16 protein-coding genes and 1 pseudogene are annotated in these 24,689 nt (G+C 71.8%); 10 read left to right on the forward strand and 7 right to left on the reverse strand.

What is annotated here, in order from left to right; all coding sequences use genetic code 11:
- The first annotated feature begins 90 nt into the window (after positions 1 to 90).
- The 9 genes and pseudogenes from ACZ6CV_RS22270 (at position 91) to ACZ6CV_RS22310 (ending at position 11,769) form a co-directional block, all read left to right on the forward strand.
- A complete protein-coding gene (locus ACZ6CV_RS22270) occupies positions 91 to 5,025 on the forward strand; it encodes an NAD-glutamate dehydrogenase (protein ID WP_469252494.1) in 4,935 nt (1,644 codons plus the stop codon).
- A gap of 227 nt (positions 5,026 to 5,252) precedes the next feature.
- Positions 5,253 to 6,329: pseudogene (manB, locus tag ACZ6CV_RS22275) on the forward strand (mannose-1-phosphate guanylyltransferase); the annotation flags it as partial.
- A gap of 254 nt (positions 6,330 to 6,583) precedes the next feature.
- Positions 6,584 to 7,315 carry a polyprenol monophosphomannose synthase gene (locus ACZ6CV_RS22280; protein WP_362369397.1) on the forward strand — a complete coding sequence of 244 codons (732 nt, stop codon included), beginning with the start codon at positions 6,584 to 6,586 and terminating at the stop codon, positions 7,313 to 7,315.
- A complete protein-coding gene (locus ACZ6CV_RS22285; RefSeq protein ID WP_469252495.1) occupies positions 7,312 to 7,857 on the forward strand; it encodes a GtrA family protein in 546 nt (181 codons plus the stop codon). The genes ACZ6CV_RS22280 and ACZ6CV_RS22285 overlap by 4 nt, the downstream gene beginning before the upstream one ends.
- Positions 7,841 to 9,367, forward strand: a complete 1,527-nt coding sequence (locus ACZ6CV_RS22290; RefSeq protein WP_469252496.1) for a hypothetical protein — start codon at positions 7,841 to 7,843, stop codon at positions 9,365 to 9,367. Before ACZ6CV_RS22285 ends, ACZ6CV_RS22290 begins: the two co-directional genes overlap by 17 nt.
- Before the next feature lie 84 nt (positions 9,368 to 9,451).
- Positions 9,452 to 10,654 carry a helix-turn-helix domain-containing protein gene (locus tag ACZ6CV_RS22295; protein ID WP_469252497.1) on the forward strand — a complete coding sequence of 401 codons (1,203 nt, stop codon included), beginning with the start codon at positions 9,452 to 9,454 and terminating at the stop codon, positions 10,652 to 10,654.
- Positions 10,655 to 10,748: 94 nt separating this feature from the next.
- Positions 10,749 to 11,234 carry a recombinase family protein gene (locus ACZ6CV_RS22300; RefSeq protein WP_469252498.1) on the forward strand — a complete coding sequence of 162 codons (486 nt, stop codon included), beginning with the start codon at positions 10,749 to 10,751 and terminating at the stop codon, positions 11,232 to 11,234.
- Complete coding sequence (locus ACZ6CV_RS22305; RefSeq protein ID WP_469252499.1) at positions 11,231 to 11,506, forward strand: DUF7848 domain-containing protein; 276 nt, start codon at positions 11,231 to 11,233, stop codon at positions 11,504 to 11,506. The genes ACZ6CV_RS22300 and ACZ6CV_RS22305 overlap by 4 nt, the downstream gene beginning before the upstream one ends.
- Entirely contained in the window at positions 11,503 to 11,769 is a 267-nt protein-coding gene (locus ACZ6CV_RS22310; RefSeq protein WP_469252500.1) for a hypothetical protein, read from the forward strand. Before ACZ6CV_RS22305 ends, ACZ6CV_RS22310 begins: the two co-directional genes overlap by 4 nt.
- Here ACZ6CV_RS22310 and ACZ6CV_RS22315 read toward each other — a convergent pair.
- The 7 genes from ACZ6CV_RS22315 to ACZ6CV_RS22345 all read right to left on the reverse strand — a co-directional run bounded on the left by ACZ6CV_RS22315 (position 11,753) and on the right by ACZ6CV_RS22345 (position 22,357).
- Positions 11,753 to 11,914 (reverse strand): hypothetical protein, encoded by a 162-nt coding sequence (locus tag ACZ6CV_RS22315; RefSeq protein ID WP_469252501.1) that lies wholly within the window; start codon positions 11,912 to 11,914, stop codon positions 11,753 to 11,755. The two genes, ACZ6CV_RS22310 and ACZ6CV_RS22315, sit on opposite strands and share 17 nt — an antisense overlap.
- Positions 11,911 to 12,423, reverse strand: coding sequence for a GntR family transcriptional regulator (locus ACZ6CV_RS22320; RefSeq protein WP_469252737.1), 513 nt, complete (start codon positions 12,421 to 12,423; stop codon positions 11,911 to 11,913). Before ACZ6CV_RS22320 ends, ACZ6CV_RS22315 begins: the two co-directional genes overlap by 4 nt.
- A 382-nt stretch (positions 12,424 to 12,805) precedes the next feature.
- Positions 12,806 to 14,512, reverse strand: coding sequence for a glycosyltransferase family 2 protein (locus ACZ6CV_RS22325; RefSeq protein ID WP_469252502.1), 1,707 nt, complete (start codon positions 14,510 to 14,512; stop codon positions 12,806 to 12,808).
- The gene (locus ACZ6CV_RS22330) at positions 14,509 to 16,815 is read right to left on the reverse strand and encodes a CDP-glycerol glycerophosphotransferase family protein (RefSeq protein WP_469252503.1); all 2,307 of its coding nucleotides are present in this window, start codon (positions 16,813 to 16,815) and stop codon (positions 14,509 to 14,511) included. The genes ACZ6CV_RS22325 and ACZ6CV_RS22330 overlap by 4 nt, the downstream gene beginning before the upstream one ends.
- Positions 16,812 to 20,474: a bifunctional glycosyltransferase/CDP-glycerol:glycerophosphate glycerophosphotransferase gene (locus ACZ6CV_RS22335; RefSeq protein ID WP_469252504.1), complete on the reverse strand. Its 3,663-nt coding sequence runs from the start codon at positions 20,472 to 20,474 to the stop codon at positions 16,812 to 16,814. The genes ACZ6CV_RS22330 and ACZ6CV_RS22335 overlap by 4 nt, the downstream gene beginning before the upstream one ends.
- A 121-nt stretch (positions 20,475 to 20,595) precedes the next feature.
- A complete protein-coding gene (locus tag ACZ6CV_RS22340; protein WP_469252505.1) occupies positions 20,596 to 21,420 on the reverse strand; it encodes an ABC transporter ATP-binding protein in 825 nt (274 codons plus the stop codon).
- The gene (locus ACZ6CV_RS22345; RefSeq protein WP_469252506.1) at positions 21,413 to 22,357 is read right to left on the reverse strand and encodes an ABC transporter permease; all 945 of its coding nucleotides are present in this window, start codon (positions 22,355 to 22,357) and stop codon (positions 21,413 to 21,415) included. Before ACZ6CV_RS22345 ends, ACZ6CV_RS22340 begins: the two co-directional genes overlap by 8 nt.
- 173 nt (positions 22,358 to 22,530) lie before the next feature.
- Here ACZ6CV_RS22345 and ACZ6CV_RS22350 point away from each other — a divergent pair, with 173 nt between their 5' ends.
- Positions 22,531 to 23,151, forward strand: a complete 621-nt coding sequence (locus tag ACZ6CV_RS22350) for a TetR/AcrR family transcriptional regulator (protein ID WP_469252507.1) — start codon at positions 22,531 to 22,533, stop codon at positions 23,149 to 23,151.
- Positions 23,152 to 24,689 lie beyond the last annotated feature (1,538 nt).

Consider the following 24,689-nt stretch of genomic DNA (forward strand, 5'->3'; position numbering starts at 1 on the left):
CGAAGACGGCCGGAGACCCCGTGCCGCGGCGTTACGGCACATCACTTCCTTCTACGTCACGCAACGGCGCGCGACAGGAGTCAGAGGACAATGCAGACCAAGCTGGACGAAGCCAAGGCCGAGCTGCTCGCACGGGCTGCCCGGGTAGCTGAGAACAGCCCGGCCGGGGGACACCTCCCGACCGGGACGACGAGCGAGGCCACGCCGGACCAGGACATGGCTCTCGCGTTCCTCCAGCGCTACTACCTGCACACCGCCCCCGAGGACCTGGCCGACCGCGACCCGGTCGACGTCTTCGGAGCCGCCTTCTCCCACTACCGCCTCGCCGAGAACCGCCCCCAGGGGACGGCCAACGTGCGGGTCCACACCCCGACGGTCGAGGAGAACGGCTGGACCTGCAGCCACTCCGTCGTCGAGGTGGTCACCGACGACATGCCCTTCCTCGTCGACTCCGTGACGAACGAGCTGTCCCGGCAGGGGCGCGGGATCCATGTCGTCATCCACCCGCAGGTCGTGGTGCGCCGTGATCTGACCGGAAAGCTCCTGGAGGTGCTGGGCCGCGAGGCCGGCGCCGAACTGCCGCACGACGCGCTCGTCGAGTCGTGGATCCACGTCGAGATGGACCGCGAGACGGACCGCGCGGACCTGAAGCAGATCACCGCCGATCTGCTGCGGATCCTCTCCGACGTCCGCGAGACCGTCGAGGACTGGGAGAAGATGCGCGACGCCGCGCTGCGCATCGCCGACGAGCTGCCCGCCGAGCCCACCGCCGGCGACCTGCCCGACCAGGAGGTCGAGGAGGCCCGCGAGCTGCTCCGCTGGCTCGCCGACAACCACTTCACCTTCCTGGGCTTCCGTGAGTACGACCTCACGGACGACGACTCGCTCTCCGCCGTCCCCGGCACCGGCCTCGGCGTCCTGCGCGCCGACCCTCAGCACGACGGCGACGACCACCACCCGGTCAGCCCGTCCTTCAACCGGCTGCCCGCCGACGCCCGCGCGAAGGCCCGTGAGCACCGGCTCCTCGTCCTGACCAAGGCCAACAGCCGGGCCACCGTCCACCGGCCCTCGTACCTGGACTACGTCGGCGTGAAGAAGTTCGACGCCGAGGGCAACGTCATCGGCGAGCGGCGCTTCCTCGGGCTCTTCTCGTCCGCCGCGTACACCGAGTCCGTGCGGCGCGTGCCCGTCATCCGCCGCAAGGTCGCCGAGGTGCTCAAGGGCGCCGGGTTCTCCGCCAACAGCCACGACGGGCGCGACCTGCTCCAGATCCTGGAGACCTACCCGCGCGACGAGCTCTTCCAGACCCCGGCGGACGAGCTGCGGTCCATCGTCACCAGCGTCCTGTACCTGCAGGAGCGGCGCCGGCTCCGGCTCTACCTGCGCAAGGACGAGTACGGGCGCTACTACTCCGCGCTCGTCTACCTGCCGCGCGACCGCTACACCACCGGCGTCCGGCTGCGGATCATCGACATCCTCAAGGAGGAGCTGAACGGCGCCAGCGTCGACTTCACCGCCTGGAACACCGAGTCGATCCTCTCCCGCATCCACTTCGTCGTCCGGGTGCCCAAGGGCGGCGAGGTCCCCGACCTCTCCGACGCCGACGTCGAGCGCATCGAGGCACGCCTCGTCGACGCCGCCCGCTCCTGGGCCGACGGTTTCGCCGAGGCGCTCACCGCCGAGTGCGGCGAGGAGCGCGCCGCCGAGATGATCCGCCGGTACGGCCACGCCTTCCCCGAGGGCTACAAGGCCGACCACACGCCGCGCGCCGCCGTCGCCGACCTCCAGCACCTGGAGCAGCTCGGCCAGAGCGAGCAGGACTTCGCGCTCTCCCTGTACGAGCCGGTCGGCGCCGGGCCCGGCGAGCGCCGCTTCAAGATCTACCGCACCGGCGAACAGGTCTCTCTCTCCGCCGTCCTGCCCGTGCTGCAGCGCCTCGGCGTCGAGGTCACCGACGAGCGTCCGTACGAGCTGCGCTGCGCGGACCGTACGCACGCGTGGATCTACGACTTCGGTCTCCGCATGCCCAAGTCCCCCAACGGCAACGGCGACTACCTCGGCGACGACGGCCGCGAGCGCTTCCAGGAGGCCTTCGCCGCCGCCTGGACCGGCGCGGCCGAGGTCGACGGGTTCAACTCGCTGGTGCTGCGCGCCGGGCTCAACTGGCGCCAGGCGATGGTGCTCCGCGCCTACGCCAAGTACATGCGCCAGGCCGGCTCGACGTTCAGCCAGGACTACATGGAGGACACCCTCCTCAACAACGTCCACACCACCCGGCTGCTCGTCTCGCTCTTCGAGGCGCGGATGTCGCCGGACCGCCAGCGCGCCGGCACCGAGCTGACCGACGGGCTCCTGGAGGAGCTGGACGGCGCGCTCGACCAGGTCGCCTCGCTGGACGAGGACCGCATCCTGCGCTCCTTCCTCACCGTCATCAAGGCGACGCTGCGGACGAACTTCTTCCAGAAGACGGAGAGCGGGAAGCCGCACAACTACGTCTCCATGAAGTTCGACCCGCAGGCCATCCCCGACCTGCCGGCGCCCCGCCCCGCGTACGAGATCTGGGTGTACTCGCCCCGCGTCGAGGGCGTCCACCTGCGCTTCGGCAAGGTCGCGCGCGGCGGTCTGCGCTGGTCCGACCGGCGCGAGGACTTCCGCACGGAGATCCTCGGCCTGGTCAAGGCGCAGATGGTGAAGAACACCGTCATCGTGCCGGTCGGCGCCAAGGGCGGCTTCGTCGCCAAGCAGCTCCCGGACCCCTCCGAGGACCGCGACGCGTGGCTGGCGGAAGGCGTCGCCTGCTACAAGACGTTCATCTCGGCGCTGCTCGACATCACCGACAACCTGGTGGCCGGCGAGGTCGTGCCGCCCGCGGACGTCGTGCGCCACGACGAGGACGACACCTACCTGGTGGTCGCGGCCGACAAGGGCACCGCGACGTTCTCCGACATCGCCAACCAGGTCGCCGAGTCCTACGACTTCTGGCTCGGCGACGCCTTCGCCTCCGGCGGCTCGGCCGGCTACGACCACAAGGGCATGGGCATCACCGCCCGCGGCGCCTGGGAGTCCGTCAAGCGGCACTTCCGTGAGCTCGGCACCGACACCCAGTCCGAGGACTTCACGGTCGTCGGCGTCGGCGACATGAGCGGTGACGTGTTCGGCAACGGCATGCTGCTCTCCGAGCACATCCGCCTGGTCGCCGCCTTCGACCACCGGCACATCTTCATCGACCCGAGGCCGGACGCCGCCACCTCGTACGCCGAGCGGCGCCGCCTCTTCGACCTGCCGCGCTCCTCCTGGGCCGACTACGACAAGGAGCTGCTCTCCGCGGGCGGCGGCATCTTCCCGCGCAGCGCCAAGGCGATCCAGCTGAACGCGCAGATCCGCGAGGCGCTCGGCATTGAGGGCAAGATCGCCAAGATGACCCCGGCCGACCTGATGAAGGCGATCCTGCAGGCGCCGGTCGACCTGCTGTGGAACGGCGGCATCGGTACGTACGTGAAGTCGTCGGCCGAGTCCAACGCGGACGTCGGCGACAAGGCCAACGACGCGATCCGCGTGGACGGCCAGGACCTGCGCGTGAAGGTCGTCGGCGAGGGCGGCAACCTCGGTCTGACCCAGCTGGGCCGCATCGAGTTCGCGCGCGCGGGCGGCCGGATCAACACCGACGCCATCGACAACAGCGCGGGCGTGGACACCTCCGACCACGAGGTGAACATCAAGATCCTGCTCAACGCGGTCGTCACCGACGGCGACATGACCGTCAAGCAGCGCAACAAGCTGCTCGCCGAGATGACCGACGAGGTCGGCCACCTGGTGCTGCGCAACAACTACGCGCAGAACACCGCGCTGGCCAACGCCGTCGCCCAGTCGCCGTCCCTGCTCCACGCCCACCAGCGCTTCATGCGCAGGCTCGGCAAGCAGGGCCACCTCGACCGGGGCCTGGAGTTCCTGCCGAACGACCGGCAGATCCGCGAGCTGCTCAACTCCTCGCGCGGCCTGTCGCAGCCGGAGCTCGCCGTGCTCCTCGCGTACACGAAGATCACGGCGGCGGACGAGCTGATCCACACGACGCTGCCCGACGACCCGTACCTGCAGCGGCTGCTGCACGCGTACTTCCCGAAGGCGCTGCGCGAGCGGTTCCCCGAGCAGATCGACGCGCACGCGCTGCGCCGCGAGATCGTCACCACCGTCCTCGTCAACGACACGGTGAACAGCGGCGGTTCGACCTTCCTGCACCGGCTCCGGGAGGAGACGGGCGCCTCGCTGGAGGAGATCGTGCGGGCCCAGCTGGCCGCCCGTGAGATCTTCGGCCTCAGCGAGGTCTGGGACGCGGTCGAGGCGCTCGACAATGTCGTCGCCGCGGACGTCCAGACCCGGATCCGGCTGCACTCGCGCCGCCTGGTGGAGCGCGGTGCGCGCTGGCTGCTCAACAACCGGCCGCAGCCGCTCCAGCTCGCCGAGACGATCGGCTTCTTCAGCGAGGGCGTCGCCGAGGTCTGGGCCGAGCTGCCGCGGCTGCTCCGCGGCTCCGACCAGGAGTGGTACCAGGGCATCCGCGACGAGCTGACCGGCGCGGGCGTCCCCGACGAGCTCGCCCAGCGCGTCGCCGGGTTCTCCTCCGCCTTCCCGGCGCTCGACATCGTCGCGGTCGCCGAGCGCACCGGCAAGGAGCCGATGGCCGTCGCCGAGGTCTACTACGACCTCGCCGACCGCCTGGCCATCACCCAGCTCATGGATCGCATCATCGAGCTGCCGCGGGCCGACCGCTGGCAGTCCATGGCCCGCGCGTCCATCCGCGAGGACCTGTACGCGGCGCACGCCGCGCTGACGGCGGACGTCCTCGCGGCGGGCAACGGCGCCGCCACGCCGGAGGAGCGGTTCAAGGCGTGGGAGGAGAAGAACGCGCCGATCCTGAGCCGGGCGCGGACGACGCTGGAGGAGATCCAGAGCTCGGACGCGTTCGACCTGGCGAATCTGTCGGTGGCGATGCGGACGATGCGGACGCTGCTGCGCACGCACTCCTGATCTCTGCTAGGCGACAAGGGGGCGCCCCGAGCCGGTCGGCTCGGGGCGCCCCCTTGTGCGTCCCTGAGTCTTCGGCGGGCGGATCGGTTGCCCGGGTGGCGCGGAACGGGTGATGAGATTCGCCATACCCCATCAATTCAGACATTCGGGCTAAGGTGGGTGAGATTGTCTGACGACGGTACGAGATCCGCAGCGCAGGAAGAACGCAGGAAGGTCGCGACAGGGCGATGACGGAAGCCATTCTGCTGGTCGGCGGGCAGGGCACCCGGCTGCGGCCGGTCACGGTCCACACGCCGAAGCCGATGGTCCCCGCGGCCGGGGTCCCCTTCCTCGCGCACCAGCTCGCGCGCCTGAAGGCCGCCGGCGTCGACCACGTCGTGATGGCCACCTGCTACCTCGCCGAGGTCTTCGAACCGCACTTCGGCGACGGATCCGCATACGGCCTGCGCCTGGAGTACGTCGTCGAGGACGAGCCGCTCGGCACCGGCGGCGCCATCCGGCACGCCGCCGCCCGCCTCACCGGCGCCGGTGACGAGCCCGTCCTCGTCCTCAACGGCGACATCCTCAGCGGCGTCGACATCCGCGGCCTCGTCGACGGCCACGTGCGGCGGGACGCCGACGTCACGCTGCATCTGACGCGCGTCGACGATCCCCGCGCCTTCGGACTCGTACCGACCGACGAGCACGGGCGCGTCCTCGCCTTCACCGAGAAGCCGCAGACCGCCGAGGAGATCGTCACCGACCAGATCAACGCGGGCGCGTACGTCTTCCGGCGCTCCGTCATCGACACCATCCCGCGCGGCCGTGCCGTCTCCGTGGAGCGTGAGACCTTCCCCGCGCTGCTCGCCTCCGGCGCGTATCTGCACGGGCAGGTGGAGGACACGTACTGGCTGGACCTCGGCCGCCCCGAGGCGCTCGTCCAGGCCTCCGCCGACCTCGTACGCGGCGTCATCACCTCGCCCGCGCTGCCCGGGGAGCACGGCGAGTCGCTGGTCCTGCCCGGCGCCGAGGTCGCCCCGGACGCCCGGCTCGCCGCCGGCACCGTGGTGGGCGCGGGCTCGCGCATCGGGGCCGGCGCGGTCGTGCACGGCTCGGTCGTGCTCGGCGGCGCGGAGGTCGCGGCCGGCGCGCGGATCCGCCGGAGCCTGATCGGGGCGGGGGCCCGCGTGGGGCGCCGTACCGTCCTCGACGGCGCGGTCGTCGGGGACGGCGCGCGGGTGGGCGCCGACAACGAACTGCGGACCGGGGCGCGGGTGTGGTGCGCGGCGGTCCTGCCCGACGGGGCGCTCCGCTTCTCGCCGGACGTGTCACCGGATGTGTCACCGGACGTCTCACTGGCCGTGTCGCCGGATGTCTCGCCGGACGTCTCTTCTCTCACGTCGCCATCGCCGACCATCGAAGGGCTTGAGCTGTGACCGTGAACCTCCCCAAGGACGCGTCGGAGACCCCTGGCGCGTCGGAGAACCTTCCCGAGACCGCGGAGAATCTCCCCGAGACCGCGGAGGGTCTCGCCGAGCGGCTGCCCGAGGACTGGGCCGCGACCCCGCTGACCGTCGTCATGCCCACGTACAACGAAGCGGGCAGCCTGCCCGGCATGGCGGAGGCCCTGATGGCGCTCCCGCTGCCCGGCCTGCGCCTCCTCGTCGTCGACGACTCCAGCCCGGACGGCACGGGACAGATCGCCGAACGCTTCGCCGAGCGGTACGGCAGCGCCCGCATGAGCGTCCTGCACCGCACCGAGAAGGACGGCCTCGGCCGGGCCTACGCGGCCGGCATGGCGCAGGCAGTCGCCGAGGGCGCGCACTACGTCCTGCAGATGGACGCCGACGGCAGCCATCCCGTGGCCAAGGCCGCCGAGCTGCTCGGCGTCGCCCTCGCCACCGACGCGGGCGTCGTCATCGGCAGCCGGTACGTGCAGGGCGGCACCCTCTCCGACGCCTGGGGCGCCCACCGCAAACTGCTCTCCCGCTGGGCCAACGCGTACGCGGGCACCATCCTCGGCACCCGCGTCCGCGACATCACCGGCGGCTTCAACCTGTGGCGCGCCGACACGCTGCGCGCCATCGACCTGGCGTCGGTGGACAGCGCGGGCTACAGCTTCCAGGTCGAGATGAAGTACCGGGCGGTGCGCCGCGGCTTCGGCGTCATGGAGGTGCCGATCCACTTCGAGGACCGCACGGTCGGCGAGTCGAAGATGAATCTGATGGTGCAGCTGGAGTCGATCGTCATGCCGTGGAAGCTGCGGCTCGGCGCGAGAGCCGGCCACCGGGGCGCGGGGGCGCGCCGATGACGCCCCCCACGCTGCAGGAGACGGCCCCCACCTTGCAGGAGACGCGGCCCGCGCCCGCCACCACACCGCAGGCCACCGCGCCGCCCGCCACCCCCGTGGCGCCCCCCGCGCCCCGCTTCCCCCTCGCGCGGCTGCGCGCGCTCTGCGTCGAGCTGGTGAAGTTCGGCCTGGTCGGCGGCAGCGGCGTCGCCGTGAACCTCGTCGTCTTCAACCTCCTCCTGCACGGCCTGGGCTCCGGCCCGATGACGGCGACGGTGCTGGCCAGCTGTGTGGCCATGTGCACCAACTACCTCGGCTTCCGCTTCTTCACGTACCGGGACCGCGCCTCGCGCACGAAGCGGCAGATCGCGCTCTTCTTCGTCTTCAGCGGGATCGGCGTGGTGATGGAGAGCGTCCTGTTCTACGCGGCGTACCGCGGCGCGGGCATGGACGGGCCGCTCGGCTCGAACATCGCCAAGGCGCTCTCGATCGTCCTGGCCTCGGCGTTCCGTTTCCTGGTCTGCCGGACGTGGGTCTTCCAGCACGATGCGCGTCGCCCCTAACGCGGTCATACGGCCGTCCGCGCGGGCCGCCGCCCTGTTGTCCGTCCCGGCTCTCCTCCTCCTCGTCCTGCTCCTCCTGGTGATCGTCCGCCTGCCCTGGGCGGGCGACCTGGGCATCCACGCGGCGACGATCGAACGCCTGCGTCACGATCTCGTCGACCCGGGCAACCCCCTGGTCGACGCGGACACCCCGAGCCCGTACTACTCACCCTGGACGCTGCTGCTCGGCTGCCTCGCCAAGGTCACCGGCCTGTCCGCCTTCGCGGTGCTGCGGGGAGCGGCGGTCGTGGGTCTGGCGCTGCTGGTGACGGGGGTACGGCACTTCGTCGGCACCCTCACCGACCGGCGCGGGGCGATCGCGCCGGCCCTGCTCGGCTTGCTCTGCCTGCTGCTCCTCTGGGGCCCCGGCCTCTTCACCTGGAGCGGCTTTCTCGGCCTCAACTCCCTTGCCCTGACGGTCTCGTACCCGAGCACGTTCGCGCTCGGCCTCTCCTTCCACTTCTGGGCGCTGCTGCGGAAGGCCCTGCGGGGTGCGGGGCGGCGGGGTGCGGGGTGGCCCGGCTTCCTCGGGCTCGGCGTGCTGTGGTCGGTCATCCTCCTGAGCCACCAATTCACCGGTGTGGTCGCGTCGTTCGGGGGCCTCGCCATGGTGCTGGGGGCGCGGCCGTGGCCCACGCGTGGCTTGCTGCTGAGGCTGGCAGGTGCCCTGGCTCTGGGGCTGGCGGTCCTGCTGGCGTGGCCGTACTACTCCTTCTTCGACCTGTTCGGCGTGGGCGACCTGGAGGAGATCCACCGCTCCCTCTACCGGCACCTGCTGTCGCACTTCGGTTTCGCCCTGCTGCTGGGCGTCCCAGCGCTTGCCCTGCGTTGGCGCCGGGACCGCAGGGACCCTCTGGTTCTCTTCTTCCTGCTCGGCGCGGTGATGTTCGCGGCGGGCGGGCTGACCGGCCACTACTCGTGGGGCAGGGTGCTGCCGGCGGCGCTGATCCCGGCGCAGCTGGCGGTGGCCCTGGAGGTCTTCGGGACGGGGCGCGCGGGCGTGCGGCGCGGGTTCGCCTGGCTGCTGGGAGCGGCCCTGCTCCTCGGCGCGTGGACGCAGGCGGGCACGCTGGGGTACGTGGTGTCGCGCGACGCGCTTCCGGCGCCGGTCGCTGCCAAGTACCGCCCCCCGTGGCCGGGTTACCGCTGGCTCACCCCGCAGGTGCGGTACGGCGACGTGGTCCTCGCCAAGACGTTCCCGTCCCGCCAGATCCCCGCGTACGGCCCCTACACGGTGGCCCCCGGCTACCCGGACTTCTTCCTCCCCGACCAGGAGGAGCGGGTGGCGGCGGTACGCGCCTACTTCGCGCCGTCGACTCCGCGCACGGAACGCCTGGACATCCTGCGGAGGTACGGGGTGCGGTGGGTCGTGGCGTACCCGAGTGACGGCGGCCTCAGGCCGGACGACCCGGCGCTGCGACGGGCGGCCACCGGGCCGAGGGGGCAGGTGCTTTATGAGGTGCGGGGGTGAGGAGGGGCGGTTCGCCCTGGCCGTACGGGAGTTGACGCCTACCATGGGAGTTCAGTAGCCCGAGCAAGACCCACTGGGGTGACCGTGAGCGACTGGGCCGACCTGACAACTGGTAAGCGCATCAAGCATCTGCGGGGTTCCGACCTGACGCAGCAGGGCCTCGCGGAGGCGTCGGGGTTGTCCCTGGCGCTGGTGCAGAAGGCTGAGCAGAACCGGGGTGAGCTGTCCGTGGGCTCGCTCCTCCGGCTCGCGCACGCGTTGAACACGGACGTGTCCGTGATTCTGGGGCAACAGGCCCCCCGGCGGGCGACGAATCAGGGCACCCGTGCGGCGCTGCGGCGGCTGTCCGACGCGGTGCATGACAGTGCCCTCGGGGGCTGGGACGGTATCGGGGAGCCGAGCACCCTCGCGGAGCTGTCGATCGTCCATGAACGCATGTGTGCCGCCTACTGGCAGGGCGCCTTCGGCGAGCTGAGCGAGCTCGTCGCCAAGGTCCTGCTCGAAGGGAGCGCCCGGTACGGGCACGCCACGGGACACGAGCGGGAGCGGCTGGGTTCCCTCCTCGCCGGTACCTACCAGTTCGCGTCCTCGGTGGCGGTCCTGTTCGGACAGCGTGACCTCGCCTTGAGCGCGCTCACCTCCGCGCGACGCCTGGTGGAGGACTCCGGTGACACTGTGCTGGCCGCGCTCCTCGAATCGACGTTGTCGTGGATCTACCTGCGCAGCGCCAAGGTCCCCCGCGCGGTTGCCGTCGCGGAGCGGGCGGCGCTTCGGATCGAGCCGTCGTTCAGCAAGGCATCCAACCCGCAACTGCTCGGATACGGACGGCTGATGATCTCCGCGGCCGTGGCGGCGTCGCGCCTAGGGGACTCCGCGGCGGCGGACGACTACCTCTCGCAGGCGCACGCGGCCGCGGCGCGAATCGGACACGATGTGGTGCTGCACGGCACGCACTTCGGCCCGACCTTGGCGCACACGGAAGCCGTCGGGATCGCCGTGGCGCTCGGGAACCACGGCAGGGCGTTGACCTTGGCCTCGCGCACCCAACTGCCGGGCTCCATGCCAAAACTCGCCCGCAACCGCTACAAACTCGACGTCGCCCTCGCCCAGTGTGCCGTCGGCCTGCACGACCAGGCGGGGGAGACCCTCGTCGAGGTCGCGCTCGACGCCCCGGAATGGGTCAAGCACCAGGCGCTGCCCGGCGTCATCGGCAAGCGCCTCGCGAAGGTGTCCACGGCCCGCGTGCGGACCATCAGCGAGTTGATCGGCATGCCGTTGATCGCGTAGGCCCTACGGGACGTAGGAGTCGGGGCGGGGTGGCTCCGCCCGATCCGACTCCCCGTCTCTTCACTCTGCGTGAGCGCTCCGACACCATGGACACATGGTCAGCAGCGAACGTGATCAAGGGCAGGAGCCGCACGCGGCTCGCCGGACCGAGGGGGACGTGCGGCGGCGTCAGGCACTCGCCGACGCGGCGGCGGGTGTCGCGCCGGGCGAGGCCGACGTGCGGGCCGAGGCCGCGAGGATAGAGCGGTTCCGTTGTGTGATCTACCTGTCCGGGGCCGCCGGTACGGATATGACGGCGCCCCGCGAGGAGTGCGTGGCGTATGCCGAGGCGTTCGGGTGGGAGATCACGGAGGTGGTCGAGGAGCGCACGGGGCTGCTGCCGCCGCAGGGCCGTGCCGGGCTCGGGCGGGCCGTCGAGGGGATCGAGCGGGGCGAGGCGGGGGCGGTTCTCACCGCGTGGCGTTCGATGATCTCGCCGGTGCCGCAGGAGTACGACGAGGTGGCGCGGGAGATCGAGAGGGCCGGTGGCTTCCTGCACGTCAAGGACGGCGTGCGCGGGAGGCAGGGGGTGGCACGGTGACGCGGCGCGTGTTCCGCTACGTCCCGTTCGTCATCGAGCAGGACGAGTCGGCGGAGCCGGAGTACGAGGCCCGGTGCGTGTCCGGCGACGAGACCGAGTGCGGCGCCGAGTCCGGCTCGTACGGTGCGCCGGAGCCGGTCGAGGAGTGGCAGCGCAGGCACACGCAGGAAACGCGGCACCGGCGCTACCGCCGCAACTTCGGGGATTACGCGGTACTGCGGCCGCTGAGGGAGCCCGCCGCGCTGTCGGGGGCGTACGAGGGCAAGGGGTGACGTTCCATCCGGCCGCCGCGCGTCCGTGGCGCGACGCGTGGCCGCTCGTCGCACAGACCGATGACGGCAACGCGTGGGTGGTCGGGACCTGTTGGCTGTACTGCCGGCGCGAAGGCGTGCGCGTGCTGTGGGTGGGTTCCGTGCACACCCCGGGAGCGGCGGGCGACGTGTACGGGTGCGGCCCGTGCGTCGCGGAGCTCGATCACATGGTGCGCGTCCAGGCGTGCGGCCGGGACATGAGAGCGATCAGGGAGGAGATGTGACGGCAGGCACCGAGGTGCGGGCGCAGGGCAGCTTGGCGCCCGCCGCCAGGTCGCCGCTCATGATCTCGTCGCGGAGGTCCGCGTCGAGCCGCTCGTGCAGGGAGCGCTGGTCGGTGACGTCGGCATCGCCGTGGAGCACTGTCATCCGATCCTGATCTCGTAGCGCAGCTGTTGGCGGCGTGCGGGCATGACCATCATGTCGGCCTGGACCGGCCTGTCTTCGCGGTCCAGCGTCACGCGGCTCAGCCGGAGGACCGGTTCATCGGATGTCAGGTGCAGGATCTCGCGTTCGTCGGCGTCGGGCATGCGGGCGGTCACGTCTTCGCGGGCCCGCACGCCGATGTGGCCGAGCCGGGCGAGGAGGGTCACGGCTCCGCCGCGGATCTTGCCCGTCTCGGCGAGAGGCGTGCCGCGCGCGATGTCGCAGGGGTAGTAGGTGTCCGTCAGTTCGCAGGGCTCACCGTCCAGTTCGATGATGCGCCGACGCACCACGACCGGATCCCCGGCCGCGATCCCGAGCAGGTCGGCCACGTCCGGCGGCGCCGCGACCTCGCCCGCGTGTGCGATGCGTTGCGTTCCCTTGCCTCCGCGCGCCGCGGCCTCCGCGCTCCACGCGTCGGGCCGGCCGTTCTCGCGGGGCTTCAGGTACGGCATAGAGGTGCTGACCCACGTGCTGGCGCTGTCGCTCACGGTGTCCTCCCGGTTGGCCGGTGATGGTGAGACCTTGCACTTTGTACGTTAGGCAACCTTGCTGGTCGCTGCGGGACCGTGCGGGAGGGCTGGGCGACAAGCTCCGCTCTGATGGGTGGAGGTGGGCGGTGCCTGAGGGGGTGACGGTCGAACCGGGTGGCGGGGGTGGCGGGCGGGGAAGGGCGGTGCGCCGGCGGGTAGCGGCCGGGTGGTGTGTGGCAGTCGTCCGTGCCGGGGCGGCCGGGTGGTGTGTGGCAGTCGTCCGTGCCGGGGCGGTCACGTGGTGTGTGGCCGTCGCCCGAGCTGAGGCGGCCGCATAGGGGCGCCGCCCCCGCTCACGGCGACGTCAGCGGGCCAGGCTCGCCGCCAGGCGGGCCGCCCTGCGGACTCGGGAGCCCGCCTTCGCTCCTGCCCTGCGGGCCAACGGCCGTATCACGCGGGACGTCACGCCCACCGGGGTCCAGCGGAGTTGGAGGCGGCCCGAGGCGCGGCCCTCCGGTTCCACCGTGACCTCGTGCGGGAGCGCGCCGCCCCGGTAGTCCACCCGGGCCCGCAGCGTGGGGAAGGTCAGCGGGGCCAGCAGCAGAGCCGTGTTGCGGAGTTGGCCCGACGTCAGCTGCAGCACCGGGTGGCGCGTGCCCGCGAAGCCGTTCAGGGGGAGCTGCGCCGCCGTCAGGTCCAGGCGGACCGAGCCCTCGAAGACGCCGGGACGCACCGGGTCCAGACGGAACGGCGTCTTCATGCGGTGCCGCCCCGGAGCGATGAGCACCGTGGCCACCTGCGGGCCCACCGGCAGGCGCAGGCCCGGGTCGTACGTCCGTACCGTCAGGTCGACCGAGGCACCGGGACCCCGCTCCACGCGCGTGATCTCGTGCCGGAACTGCGCGCTCGGGAACGGGCGCGAGTCCAACCCCTGGTCGGTGAGGTCGAGTTCCGCGCAGGCCGACGCCGAGGCGGGCACCTCCGGACCCCAGTACACGCGCCCCTCCGCGTCCATCGACGTCTCGCGCGGCGCGACCCCGTGCCCCAGGCCCCGCGCCGCCAGCTGCGCCTCGGCGAGGCGGCCGTCGCGGACCAGCTGGAGGACGACCCGCTCGGCGCGGGGCAGACGCGCGTACGCGCCCGGGGCGAGCCCGGCCAGGTACGGGTTCACCGTCTCCGCGAAGCCGGCCATCCACTCCTCGTCGCGGAACGGCAGGTCACCCGCGTACATCCGGAAGTCGTGCTTGAGGAACTTGTAGTCCTTCGCCTCCCGCACGCCCTCGTGCCCGCTCGACGTCAGGAAGTCGTCGATCAGCCGCTGCACGTGGATGCGGTCGCGGACGTTCGTCAGCTTGTGGCGCTGATTGGAGATCGACGCCGACTCGGCCGCCTCGTACGGGGCTATGTACCAGCGGTAGACGGGGTCCGGGATGATCGTGAAGGCCCGCGCCAGACAGTACGCCTGGGCCGAGAAGAGCTGGTCCTCGTAGTGGATGCCCTCCGGGAAGCGCAGGTCGCCCCGGTCGAGGAACGCGCGGCGGTACATCTTGCTCGTCGACAGGTGCTCGAAGAACAGCGCCGGTTCCGCCTCGATGCCCTCCACCGTGCGGCGCTCGGCGACCAGGTGCGGCATCCAGGTCGAGGTGCGGCCCGTGTCGACACGGACCCGCTCCACCGCGCCCATCACGAAGTCCACCTCCCGCTCCCGGTGCGCCGCGAGCAGCAACTCGACCGCCCGCTCGGGCAGTTCGTCGTCGCTGTCCAGGAACATCAGGTACGGGGCGCGGGCCACCTCGATCGCGCGGTTGCGCGGCGCGCTGCAGCCGCCGCTGTTTTCCGGCAGCCGCAGATAGCTGACCCGCTCGTCCTCCGCCGCCAACTGCCGCGCCACCTCAGGGGTGTTGTCCGTCGAGTGGTCGTCACTGATGATGATCTCGATGTTGGCGTGCGTCTGGCGGCGCAGCGAGGCGACCGCGCGCGGCAGCCGCTCCGCGTCGTTGTAGACGATCACTGTCACGGTGACGTCAGGGACCGTGACTTCAGGGACGGTGACATCAGGGAGAGTGGTCATCGCTTCGCCGCCTCCTCGGGCGTCGGTGCCGGGGTCCGCTCGTCGACCGGGATCACGGGCGGCAGGGAGTCCTCGCTCTCGCCGAGGAAGACACGGCGCACCACGCGTTCGGCGGCGCGCCCGTCGTCGTACTCGCAGAAGCGCCGGCGGAACGCCTGCCGCGCCTTGGCCGCCGTCTCGTCGCGCCACGCCCCGGACGTGAACAGCTCCGTCAGCTCCTCCTGGGTGCGCGCCACCTGGCCCGGCGCCTGCTCCATCAGGTCGAAGTAGACGCCGCGCGTCTTCGCGTACGTCTCCCAGTCGTCGGCGTAGACCACGATCGGCCGGTCCAGGTTGGCGTAGTCGAACATGATCGACGAGTAGTCCGTGATCAGCGCGTCCGCCGCGAGCGACAGCTCCTCCACCGGGTCGTACGAGGACACGTCGATGACCCGGCCGCTGCGCCGCAGCCCGGCCAGCGGCGACGCCGTGCCGCCGTAGAAGTAGTGGCCGCGCACGAGCAGCACGGTGTCCTCGCCGAGCCGGTCGGCGAGGGTCGCCAGGTCGAGGCGCGGGGTCCAGGCCGCCTCGTAGTCGCGGTGGGTGGGCGCGTAGAGGATCGCCCGCTTGCCCGGCGCGATGCCGAGCCGCTCACGGATCGCGCGGACGTCGGCGGCGCCGGCCCCGTAGAAGACGTCGTTGCGCGGGTAGCCGTAGTCCAGCGAGGTGTAGTGCGAGGGGTAGGCGCGCTCCCACATCTGCGTGGAGTGGCCGTTCGCGGAGACGCTGTAGTCCCACTTGTCGATGCGGGCCAGCAGGCTGTGGAAGTTGAGGCCCTTGGACGCCGCCGGGTAGTCCAGCTGGTCGAGGCCCATGCGCTTGAGCGGCGTGCCGTGGTGGGTCTGGAGGTGGACGGCGTCGGGCCGCTTCACCACCGCGTTGGGGAAGTTGACGTTGTTGACCAGGTACTTGGCGCGCGCCATCACCTCCCAGTAGCGGGGCGTGCCGGGCACGACGTGGTCGGTCCCGGGCGGCAGCAGCGGCACGTTGGCGGCCGAGACGACCCACACCTGGTGGATGTGCGGGGCGAGTTCGGCGAGCTTCGCGGCGATCGCCGCGGGGTTGCAGGCCACACCCCGGTCCCAGTACGCCGTGAAGACCGCCAGATCGGGGTCGACGGGACGGTCGAGGGCCCGGCGGTAGCGCATGTCGCGCACCTTCAGCCCCACCTTGTGCTTGCGCGAGACCACCGCCGAACGCAGCTTGCGCCGCTGCTGGTTGGCCGTCTGGAAGGTGCGGTACTTGGTGTACGCGTCCTCTTCGAGGAGCCGGCGCCGCACGCCTTCGAGGCCGCCGGGGCGCTGATGGCCCTCCGGGCGCCAGGCGACGGCGGCCTTCGACGCGCGGCGGAAGAACTCCCTGCGCACCGCGTCGGGCAGCTTCTCGCGGGCGACGACGCGCAGGCAGTGGCCGACCATAACGTCGTAGAGCGCGGCCCGCGGCGGCGTGGGCAGGCCGCGGTCGGCGGCGAGCCCCAGCAGCGACTCGTAGCGGTCGATGACGCCGTACCGCTCCTCGGGGGCGCCCTTCGGCAGGCTCTCGGGACGCAACTCCCGTACGTTCAGGGCGACCTGGTCGAGCGCGGCGAGCCGTCCCGCGAGCAGCAGCGCGGCGTACGCGGCGAACGTCTCGTCGTCGACGCCCAGTCGACCGGCGTGCGCGCGCCAGAACTCCGCCCGCAGCACCCGGTTGCCGAGCAGCGGGGTGACCTTCAGGAGGTTCGGGCAGTCCGCGAGCGGCAGGTCGCGACGGCCCTGCTTGGCCAGGTGCTTGCCGTCGGGGCCCGGCATCCCCTGGTGCCGCCACGTCGAGCGGACGTGGTCGACGACCAGGACGTCCACGCCGTCCGGGAGCTCGGCCACGCGGTCGGCGACGGCGCGCGGCGCGCCGGTCGGCACGGTGTCCTTGCTCTGCACGAAGTGCAGCCACCGTCCGGCAGCCCGCTCGGCGCCAGCGGCGCGCGCCGCCCCGTCACCGGTGCCCTCGGGCAGCGGGACCACGGTGACACCGGGCCGTCCCGCGGCGGCGGCCTGCGCGGCCGGGCCCACCGCGGCGACGATCACCTCGACGCCGGGCGAGGCCTGCGCGGCCAGAGCGTCCAGACAGGCGCCCAGGTGGCCCTGGACGTTCCGGCCGTGGACGACGACGCTCAGCTCGCATCCCGCGCCCGCGTCCGGCTCGCATCCCGCGCCGGCGCCCCGGGGGCCGGGTGCGGCGCTCTCACTCTGCTCGGGCACGGTGGCGCCCCCCTCTCGTGTGCTCATGCGGTGGCCGTCCCTCGGTGGGCGAGCATCCGGTCGACGACGCGGCGCGCGGCCTCGCCGTCGTCCAGGTCGCAGAACTCGGCACGGAACTCCTCGTACGCCCGCGCGTACGGCTCGCTCACCGTGTCGAGGTCCCGCAGCGCCCGGATCAGGTCGTCGGAGGTCGGGACCAGCGGGCCCGGCGCGCGCTTCTCGAAGTCGAAGTAGAAGCCGCGCAGCCGGTCGCGGTAGTGCTCCAGGTCGTACGTGAAGAACAGCATCGGACGGCCGGTCACGGCGAAGTCGAACATCACCGAGGAGTAGTCGGTGACCAGGACGTCGGAGATCAGGAGCAGGTCCATGATGTCCGGGTAGCTCGCCACGTCCCACACGAAGCCATCACCCGCGCCCGGCACCGGCTCCACGATGTGCGCGTGCGGCCGCACCAGCAGGACGTGGTCCTCGCCCAGTTCGTGCCGTGCCTTCTCCAGGTCGACGCGCAGGTCGAGGAGGAAGCCGCCGCGGTGACGCTGCTTGTCCTCGCGCCAGGTGGGCGCGTACAGGACGACCTTCTTGCCCTCGGGCAGCCCGAGCGTCTTGCGCACCTCCTCGGCGCGCTTGGCGCGGTCCGGAGCGAGCAGCACGTCGTTGCGGGGGTAGCCCGCCTCGAGGAGCTCGCCGTCGACGTCGCCGCCGAACCGGAAGGCGCTGCGCATGATCGGCGTACTGAACTTGTTCGGGGAGAGCAGCATCGTCCACTGGTGGCGCTCGCGGTCCAGGTCCTGGAGGTACTGGGTGCTCGCGAAGTGGTCGTTGTCGAAGTCGAAGCCGATGCGCTTGAGCGGGGTGCCGTGCCAGGTCTGGACGATCTGCTGGCCCTCGCGCCGCTCCAGCCAGCGCGGGAAGTGCGTGTTGCCGACGAGGTAGCGGGAGCGGGCCATCGCCTCGTAGTACTCGGGGCTGTGCACGCGGACCGCCCGCGCGGTGGCCGGCACGTCGCACTGGCCGTCCTTGACGACCCACAGGTGCTCGACGGGCAGGCCGCGGCGGACCATCTCCTCGTGGATGGCGCGCGGCGAGTCGCCGTACATGCGGCCGCCGAACACGTCGTACAGGACGGCCTCGCGCAGCGGCTCGTGGCGGGCGGCCGGGTAGGCCTCGGTGCGCAGCCGGGTCTGGCGGTGGCGGCTGCGCTCCTCGGGGCGCAGCTCGGAGTGGGCCATCAGGGCGAGCTGGTCGTACTGGCGGGCCTGCAGCTCGACGCGCTTGCCGTGCGCGGTCACCTCCAGGGGGAGGTCGGCGTGGGCGGGCGGGGCGAGCTGGACGGCGGTGCGGGAGCCGTCCGGCTTCTGGACGGAGGGCCACCAGAACCCCGCGCGCAGGGGGGTCGCGCCCGCGTGGGCGTGGGTGGGGACGGGTACGAAGCGCGCCTCGAACCGGCCGTCCGACGCCGTCGCCGGGAACGTGTACTCGTGGCCGGACCAGGTCTGGCGGAGCACGAGGGCGAGCTCGTGGGTGCCCTTGGCCGGGTAGCTGCCGGTGAGGGTGACGGTGCCGTCGGGGTCCGTGCGGACGCGGTCGACCAGGGGCTGGACGGGCTGGTCGCAGAGCTGGAGATAACCGCCGGGGCTGCGCCGGGCGTAGACGGTACGGGCGGTGTCCTCCTGCGCGAACTGGGCGCCGGAGAAGCCCTCGCGGTCGTCCAGGATGAGGGCGAGACGGGTCGACTTGGTGGACGCCTCGGTCTCCGTGCCCGGCACCGTGGGCACAGCAGGGACGGTAGGCGTCCCGCCGGCCGCCACCAGGCCGGGACCGGGCTCGACCACCTCCACCGACATGTCCCACCGCGCGATCGAGCGCTCCGCCTGCGTCGGGCGCAGGCGTTCGTGGTCCTCGCGGACCGCCGTCAGCGCCGTCGTGTCCACGTGGGCCGTGAACGGGACGCGGCCCTCCCGCGGGGCGCCCAGGTCCAGCGGGACCGTCAGGATCGTGCCGGACTCGCGGTGCCGCATGCGCAGCCGGGGCTCGCCCTCGGGGGCGGTGCGCAGGATGCCGCGTACGAGGAGCCGGGGGCCCTCCGCGCGCACCTCCAGGGCGCGGGCGTGCGCCGTCTCCACGCGGACGGCCAGCTCGCCGTCCTGGATCTGCGGCGCCACCCGGACGTCCTCGGTCACCCAGTGCGCGGGCGGCGTCTGGCCGGAGCCCGTGCCCGCGCCGTACAGCGGCCCGCGCCGCGGCATGGCACCGGTGCCGGCCACGGCGATCCGCACGTACCACAGGCCGTCGACCCACGTGCCGCGGTGCCGCAGCCGCGCGGGATTCAGCAGGGCGCGAAAGCCCGCCCAGTCCGCGTGCCGGAACTCCGCGCCGGAGGCCACCGTCGCCTCGGCGTCGAGGTGGCTGCGGGCGGGCACGACGACCCGGCGACGGCTGCCCTTCTCCTTCAGGATCAGCGTCTTCAGCGCCTTGCTCCGCGACTCGGCGCCCAGCTGGCGCGGGAACGCCCAGCCGGACAGCCACAGCTTCCCGTCGTGCCAGGCGGCCTCGTCGAGCCGGCTGCGCAGGCGCAACTCCTGGTCGAGGCGGAGCACCGCGTCCGGAACCGGGTCGGTGGGGTCGAGGAAGGGGTAGTCGGCCTTCGGGTGCAGGGTCCCGGAGACGGGGATCGAGCCGGCGTGCTCCTTCTCGAACTCCAGCTGCCCGATCAGCTCGTCCAGGCGACGGTGCACGGTCAGGTACAGCTTCAGCTTGTGCGGCACGTGCAGCGCCCGCACCGCGTCCTGGCCGATCTCGCGGACGAGCCGGCCCACGTGCTCCAGGAAGGCCTCCTGGTAGGCGGCGTCCGAGCCGGGCAGCACCTTCCAGAAGAGCGGGATCTCCTCGGCGAGCGCGTTGTGGTCGTAGACCCGCAGGTGCTCCGCGTACATCGGATCGCCGCCGACCCGGGCGAGCAGGAACTCGCGGACCATCCGGATCGACTTCACGCGGTCGATGAGGCCCTGCGGGTTGGTGCGGTTCTGCGTGATGGAGCGCTCGCCGATCTCGCGTTCGCGCCAGTTGTAGATCGGCTCGCTCAGTACGTCGACGGCGTCGGCGAGGTAGTGCGCGGGGACGCTGACGGGCGCGTCCTCGTAGAGCATGGCCTCGGGGTACGCGAGACCGTGCCGCTCCCAGAAGGAGCGCCGGTAGACCTTGTTCCAGGCGGTGCGGTCGGTGAGCAGCGGCCGGAACCTGGAGACGTGCGTCCGCAGCCGGGTCGCCGCGAAGGGCACGCGGTGCACCGGCGACTGGACGTGCCCGGCGGAGCGGAAGCGGGTCACGTTGCCCGCCGCGAAGTCCGAACCGGTCGCGTCGAGCGTCTCGATCATCAGCGCGTACGCCGTGGCGGGCAGCGTGTCGTCGCTGTCCACGAACGCGAGGTACTCGCTGTCCGGCGACATCTCCCGTACGCCCGTGTTGCGTGCCGCGCCCAGCCCCTTGTTCTCCTGGGATATGAGCCGGAACCGCGGATCGGCCGCCGCGAAGGCCTTCGCGATGACAGCGCTGCCGTCCGTCGACCCGTCGTCGACCATGAGCACTTCAAAGTCCGTGAACGTCTGGGCGGCCAGGGACTCCAGGCACTCGTCGAGGTAGAGCTCGACGTTGTAGACGGGGACGACAACACTCAGCCGTGGCTGCACGCGTACTCCTTCTGTTGCTAAACGCTCCCATAGTGTAAGGATCCGCGTATTGATGCGACAAAAGGGATAGGCCCGACGGCTCGGGGCACAAGGTGGGGCCGGGGCGGGCCCGGGGCGGGCGTCAGCTCTTGCCGCCGCCCGTGAACCGCTCGTACTCCTTCAGGACGTCGTCCGTGGGGCCGTCCATCCGCAGCTCGCCGCGCTCCAGCCACAGCACGCGGTCGCAGGTGTCGCGGATCGACTTGTTGTTGTGGCTGACCAGGAAGACCGTGCCGGCGCGCTTGCGCAGCTCGCGGATGCGGGCCTCGGAGCGCTTCTGGAAGGAGCGGTCGCCGGTGGCCAGGGCCTCGTCGATGAGGAGCACGTCGTGGTCCTTGGCGGAGCCGATGGAGAAGCGCAGCCGGGCCGACATCCCGGAGGAGTACGTCCGCATGGGCAGCGTGATGAAGTCGCCCTTCTCGTTGATGCCGGAGAAGTCGACGATCTCCTGGTAGCGCTCCTGGATCTGCTCGCGGGACATGCCCATCGCCAGGCCGCCGAGGAGGACGTTGCGCTCGCCGGTGAGGTCGTTCATCAGGGCGGCGTTCACGCCGAGCAGGGAGGGCTGGCCGTCGGTGAAGATCCGCCCGCGCTCCACGGGGAGCAGCCCGGCGACCGCCTTCAGGAGCGTCGACTTGCCCGAGCCGTTCGTGCCGATGAGCCCGATGGCCTCGCCCTTGTACGCGGTGAACGACACGTTCTTGACCGCGTGCACGGTACGCACTCCCGCCCGCGCCTCGGCCTTCCCGCGGCCGCCGATGATGCGGTTGAGGGCGGCGGTGGCGCTGCCGCGGCCCGCGCCGGTGCCGTGGACGCGGTAGACGATGTCGACCTGGTCGACGATGACGGTGGGGGCGGCGTCCTGCGTGATCGTCTTATTTGGATTCTTTGCTTCCGTCTCAGCCACGGCCGTACGTCTCCTCTGCCTTCCAGAAGTAGATGAACCCGCCGATCCCGGCGAGCAGCGCCCAGCCCAGCGCCCAGGCCCACACGTGGTGGGGCAGCTGGCCGCGCTGGAAGGTGTCGATCAGCGCGAACCGCATGAGGTCGATGTAGACGGCGGCCGGGTTGGCCTCCAGGACGAGCGTGACCGCGTGCGGCAGGTTCTGGTCCTTGAGGACGGCGTCGATGGACCACATCACCCCGGACACGTACATCCAGGTGCGCAGCACGAACGGCATCAGCTGGGCGATGTCCGGCGTCTTGCTGCCGAGCCGCGCCATGACGAGCGCGAGGCCGGTGTTGAACGTGAACTGCAGCGCGAGGACCGGGAGCACCAGGAGCCAGGACAGCGTGGGCGGGACGCCGAAGGCGAGCAGGATCACCAGCAGCGCGCACATGGAGAAGAGCAGCTGCTGCAGCTGTTGCAGGCAGTACGAGATCGGCAGCGCGGCCCGCGGGAAGTGCAGGGCGCGGACCAGGCCGAGGCTGCCGGAGATCGCGCGGGTCCCGGCCATCACGGACTGCTGGGTGAAGGTGAAGATGAAGACGCCGGTGACCAGGAACGGGACGTAGTCCTGGACGTCGTGCTTGGTGTTCATCAGCACGCCGAAGATGAAGTAGTAGACCGCCGCGTTCAGGAGCGGCGTCATCACCTGCCAGACCTGGCCCAGCTTGGCCTGGCTGTACTGGGCCGTCAGCTTGGCCGTCGCGAACGCGGTGATGAAGTGGCGGCGCTGCCACAGCTGCCGGACGTAGCCGGGCAGGGAGGGGCGGGCGCCGCTGACGGTCAGGCCGTATTGGGCGGCCAGTTCGGCGGCGGAGGGCGCGGGGGCGGGGCCGCCGCCCTGGGCGGGGACGGTGGGGGTCGCCGGGGACGGCGGCGTGTCGAGGACCTGACTCACATCCGCTGCTTTCGCTCGGGGAGGCGGGGAGGGGACGCGGGGACGCGCACGGTGGGCGCGCGACGTCTGACGTCACAGTACGTCGGGACGGGCCCGTATCGTCGCAACGCCGAGCGTAGGGTGTTGTGACGTCGGAACGCAACCGTATCGTCGTAACGCTTTATGATGGCCGTATGACGACGAGCAGGCCACAGGGTGAACAGCCGCGCCGCAGGGCTCCCGCCGGGGCGGCCGTGCTCCGCGAGGACAAGACCGAGGCCATCCGGGCCGCCGTCTTCGAAGAGCTCGCCGCCGTGGGCTACGCGCGCATGTCGATCGAGGGCATCGCGCGCCGCGCGGGTGTCGGCAAGACGGCGGTCTACCGCCGCTGGCGCTCCAAACTCCACCTCGTGCTCGACCTGGTGTCGGCCATAGCGGTGCAGGGCCTGCCGGCGCCGGACACGGGGTCCCTGGAGGGTGACCTGCGGCTGCTGTACGAGGTGACGTCACGCGCCCTGCGCCACCCGGTCGCCTCCCAGATCATCCCCGACCTCCAGGCCGAGGCGGCCCGCAATCCCGACATCGCGGAGGCGCTGCAGAAGGCGCTGCGCGAGGGTCAGCAGGGGGCGGCGAGCGGCATCGTGCGGGCGGCGGTGGAGCGGGGCGAGATGCGGGCGTCCGTGGACGAGGACCTGGCACTGGACCTGGTCTCGGGCCCTCTGTACTGGCGGTCGGTGGTGGTGCGGGCGGAGTTGCCGGAGGGGTATGTGGGGAGGCTTGCGGGGGTTACGGCGGCGGGGTTGCGGGCGTTGTGAGGGGGGCGGGGGGGGTGTCTGCCCCGGTGGGCGGGGCCCACGGTCGGGGCTCGGCCCGGAGGTCACCCTGCGGTGGCCCGGCGCCTTTGCCGGTTGCCGGGGCCGCCCGGGGTTTTGCGGAGTGTGGCGGCTCCGGGTCGGCAGTAAAGGGCGCCCTACGGGCGTCGGCTTCGCCGATTCCGCTCCGCTCCACCCTTGACTCCCGTCCCTACACCGCGACTTGACCTTCGACCCGGACGGCCAGGGGTGAGGCCGACGGGCGCCTCTGCTCGGGTCATCACCTTTCGCTGCCGGGTGCGGTCCGGCTCATCGTGGGCGGAGGCCCCGGTGCGTGCTCGGCCCACGGCCCGTCTGGTCGGGTCATCACCTCGCGTGGCCGGGTGCGGACCGGCTCATCGTGAGTGCATGCCACGGTGCGCGCTCGGCCAGCCGCGCGACCACGCCGCTCGGGTCATCACCTGTCGTCGCCGGGTGCGGACCGGCTCATCGTCGGCGGGTGGCACCGTCAATGCGCTGCCCGGGAGCCGGAGAGGCCGCCCACCCTCGGGGTCTGGCACCTACTTTGGGAAAGTTGCGAATGAATATGCCGCGCGCCCCCCTTGCCACACCCAAGCGCCCCCGGAACCAACCAATCCGCCAAGGGGGACGGGGCGGATGGGTGTCCAGTGAGAGGTGAGGCTGGTGGGACCGGCGGGACCTGGTGGCGCACGCGGTATGTGGGACGAATGAGTTCAGTGGGGCCACCGGGCACGGCGGAGAGGCAGAACCCACCCACCGGCCACCCGCCGGACGGCGTGCGGGGTGTGGCAGGGAGGCGCGCGAGGATCCGATTCGCAACTTTCCCAAAGTAGGTAACCGAGGGGGAGGGACGGGATGGGGGTCGGGCTTACGTCCCCGGGGGCGCATCCGGTCTGGCGAGGGGGCGCACGGCACCTCAATTCGCAACTTCGCCAAAGTAGGTGCCCGACCCCGAGGACTCGTCCCATGTCCCCGCCCCCACCTCGACCGAGACAGCCAGGCACGATCGCCCGCACCGTACCCGGCAGCGAGAGCTGATGACCGAGCGGCGAGGCCGCGTGGCGAACCGAGCCGCGATCCTGCCACCCGCCCGCTACGGACCGGTCCGCGCTCGGCGGCGACAGCCGATGACCCGAGCAGTGAGGCCACGTGGCTGGCCGAGCCTGCCCCGGGGCGTCGGCCCACGATGGGCCGGTCGGCACTCGGCTGCGAGAGCCGATGACCCAGGCAGCGACGCCGCGTGGACGGCCCAGCAACAACCCTGGCCCGCGCACACGATGGGCCGGTCGGCACTCGGCGTCGAGAGGTGATGGCCCGAGCGGGGATGCCGCGTGGCTGGCCGAGCTCACACCGGGGCGTCGGCGTACGAAGGGCCGGTGCGCACCCGGCGGTGAAAGGTGATGACCCGAGCGGCGTGGTCACGCGGCTGGCCGAGCGCGCACCGTAACCCCCGCCCACGATGAGCCGGGCCGCACCCGGCAGCGAAAGGTGATGGCCCGAGCGGGGATGCTGCGTGGACG

It is taken from the genome of Streptomyces sp. NPDC041713, assembly GCF_055591085.1.

What these genes read in the sequence shown, in the direction of transcription:
- ACZ6CV_RS22270 (WP_469252494.1), top strand. Translation starts at nt 91, where the DNA reads ATGCAGACCAAGCTGGACGAAGCCAAGGCCGAGCTGCTCGCACGGGCT.
- ACZ6CV_RS22280 (WP_362369397.1), top strand. Translation starts at nt 6,584, where the DNA reads ATGCCCACGTACAACGAAGCGGGCAGCCTGCCCGGCATGGCGGAGGCC.
- ACZ6CV_RS22285 (WP_469252495.1), top strand. Translation starts at nt 7,312, where the DNA reads ATGACGCCCCCCACGCTGCAGGAGACGGCCCCCACCTTGCAGGAGACG.
- ACZ6CV_RS22290 (WP_469252496.1), top strand. Translation starts at nt 7,841, where the DNA reads ATGCGCGTCGCCCCTAACGCGGTCATACGGCCGTCCGCGCGGGCCGCC.
- ACZ6CV_RS22300 (WP_469252498.1), top strand. Translation starts at nt 10,749, where the DNA reads ATGGTCAGCAGCGAACGTGATCAAGGGCAGGAGCCGCACGCGGCTCGC.
- ACZ6CV_RS22315 (WP_469252501.1), bottom strand. Translation starts at nt 11,914, where the DNA reads ATGACAGTGCTCCACGGCGATGCCGACGTCACCGACCAGCGCTCCCTG.
- ACZ6CV_RS22320 (WP_469252737.1), bottom strand. Translation starts at nt 12,423, where the DNA reads ATGCCGTACCTGAAGCCCCGCGAGAACGGCCGGCCCGACGCGTGGAGC.
- ACZ6CV_RS22325 (WP_469252502.1), bottom strand. Translation starts at nt 14,512, where the DNA reads ATGACCACTCTCCCTGATGTCACCGTCCCTGAAGTCACGGTCCCTGAC.
- ACZ6CV_RS22330 (WP_469252503.1), bottom strand. Translation starts at nt 16,815, where the DNA reads ATGAGCACACGAGAGGGGGGCGCCACCGTGCCCGAGCAGAGTGAGAGC.
- ACZ6CV_RS22350 (WP_469252507.1), top strand. Translation starts at nt 22,531, where the DNA reads ATGACGACGAGCAGGCCACAGGGTGAACAGCCGCGCCGCAGGGCTCCC.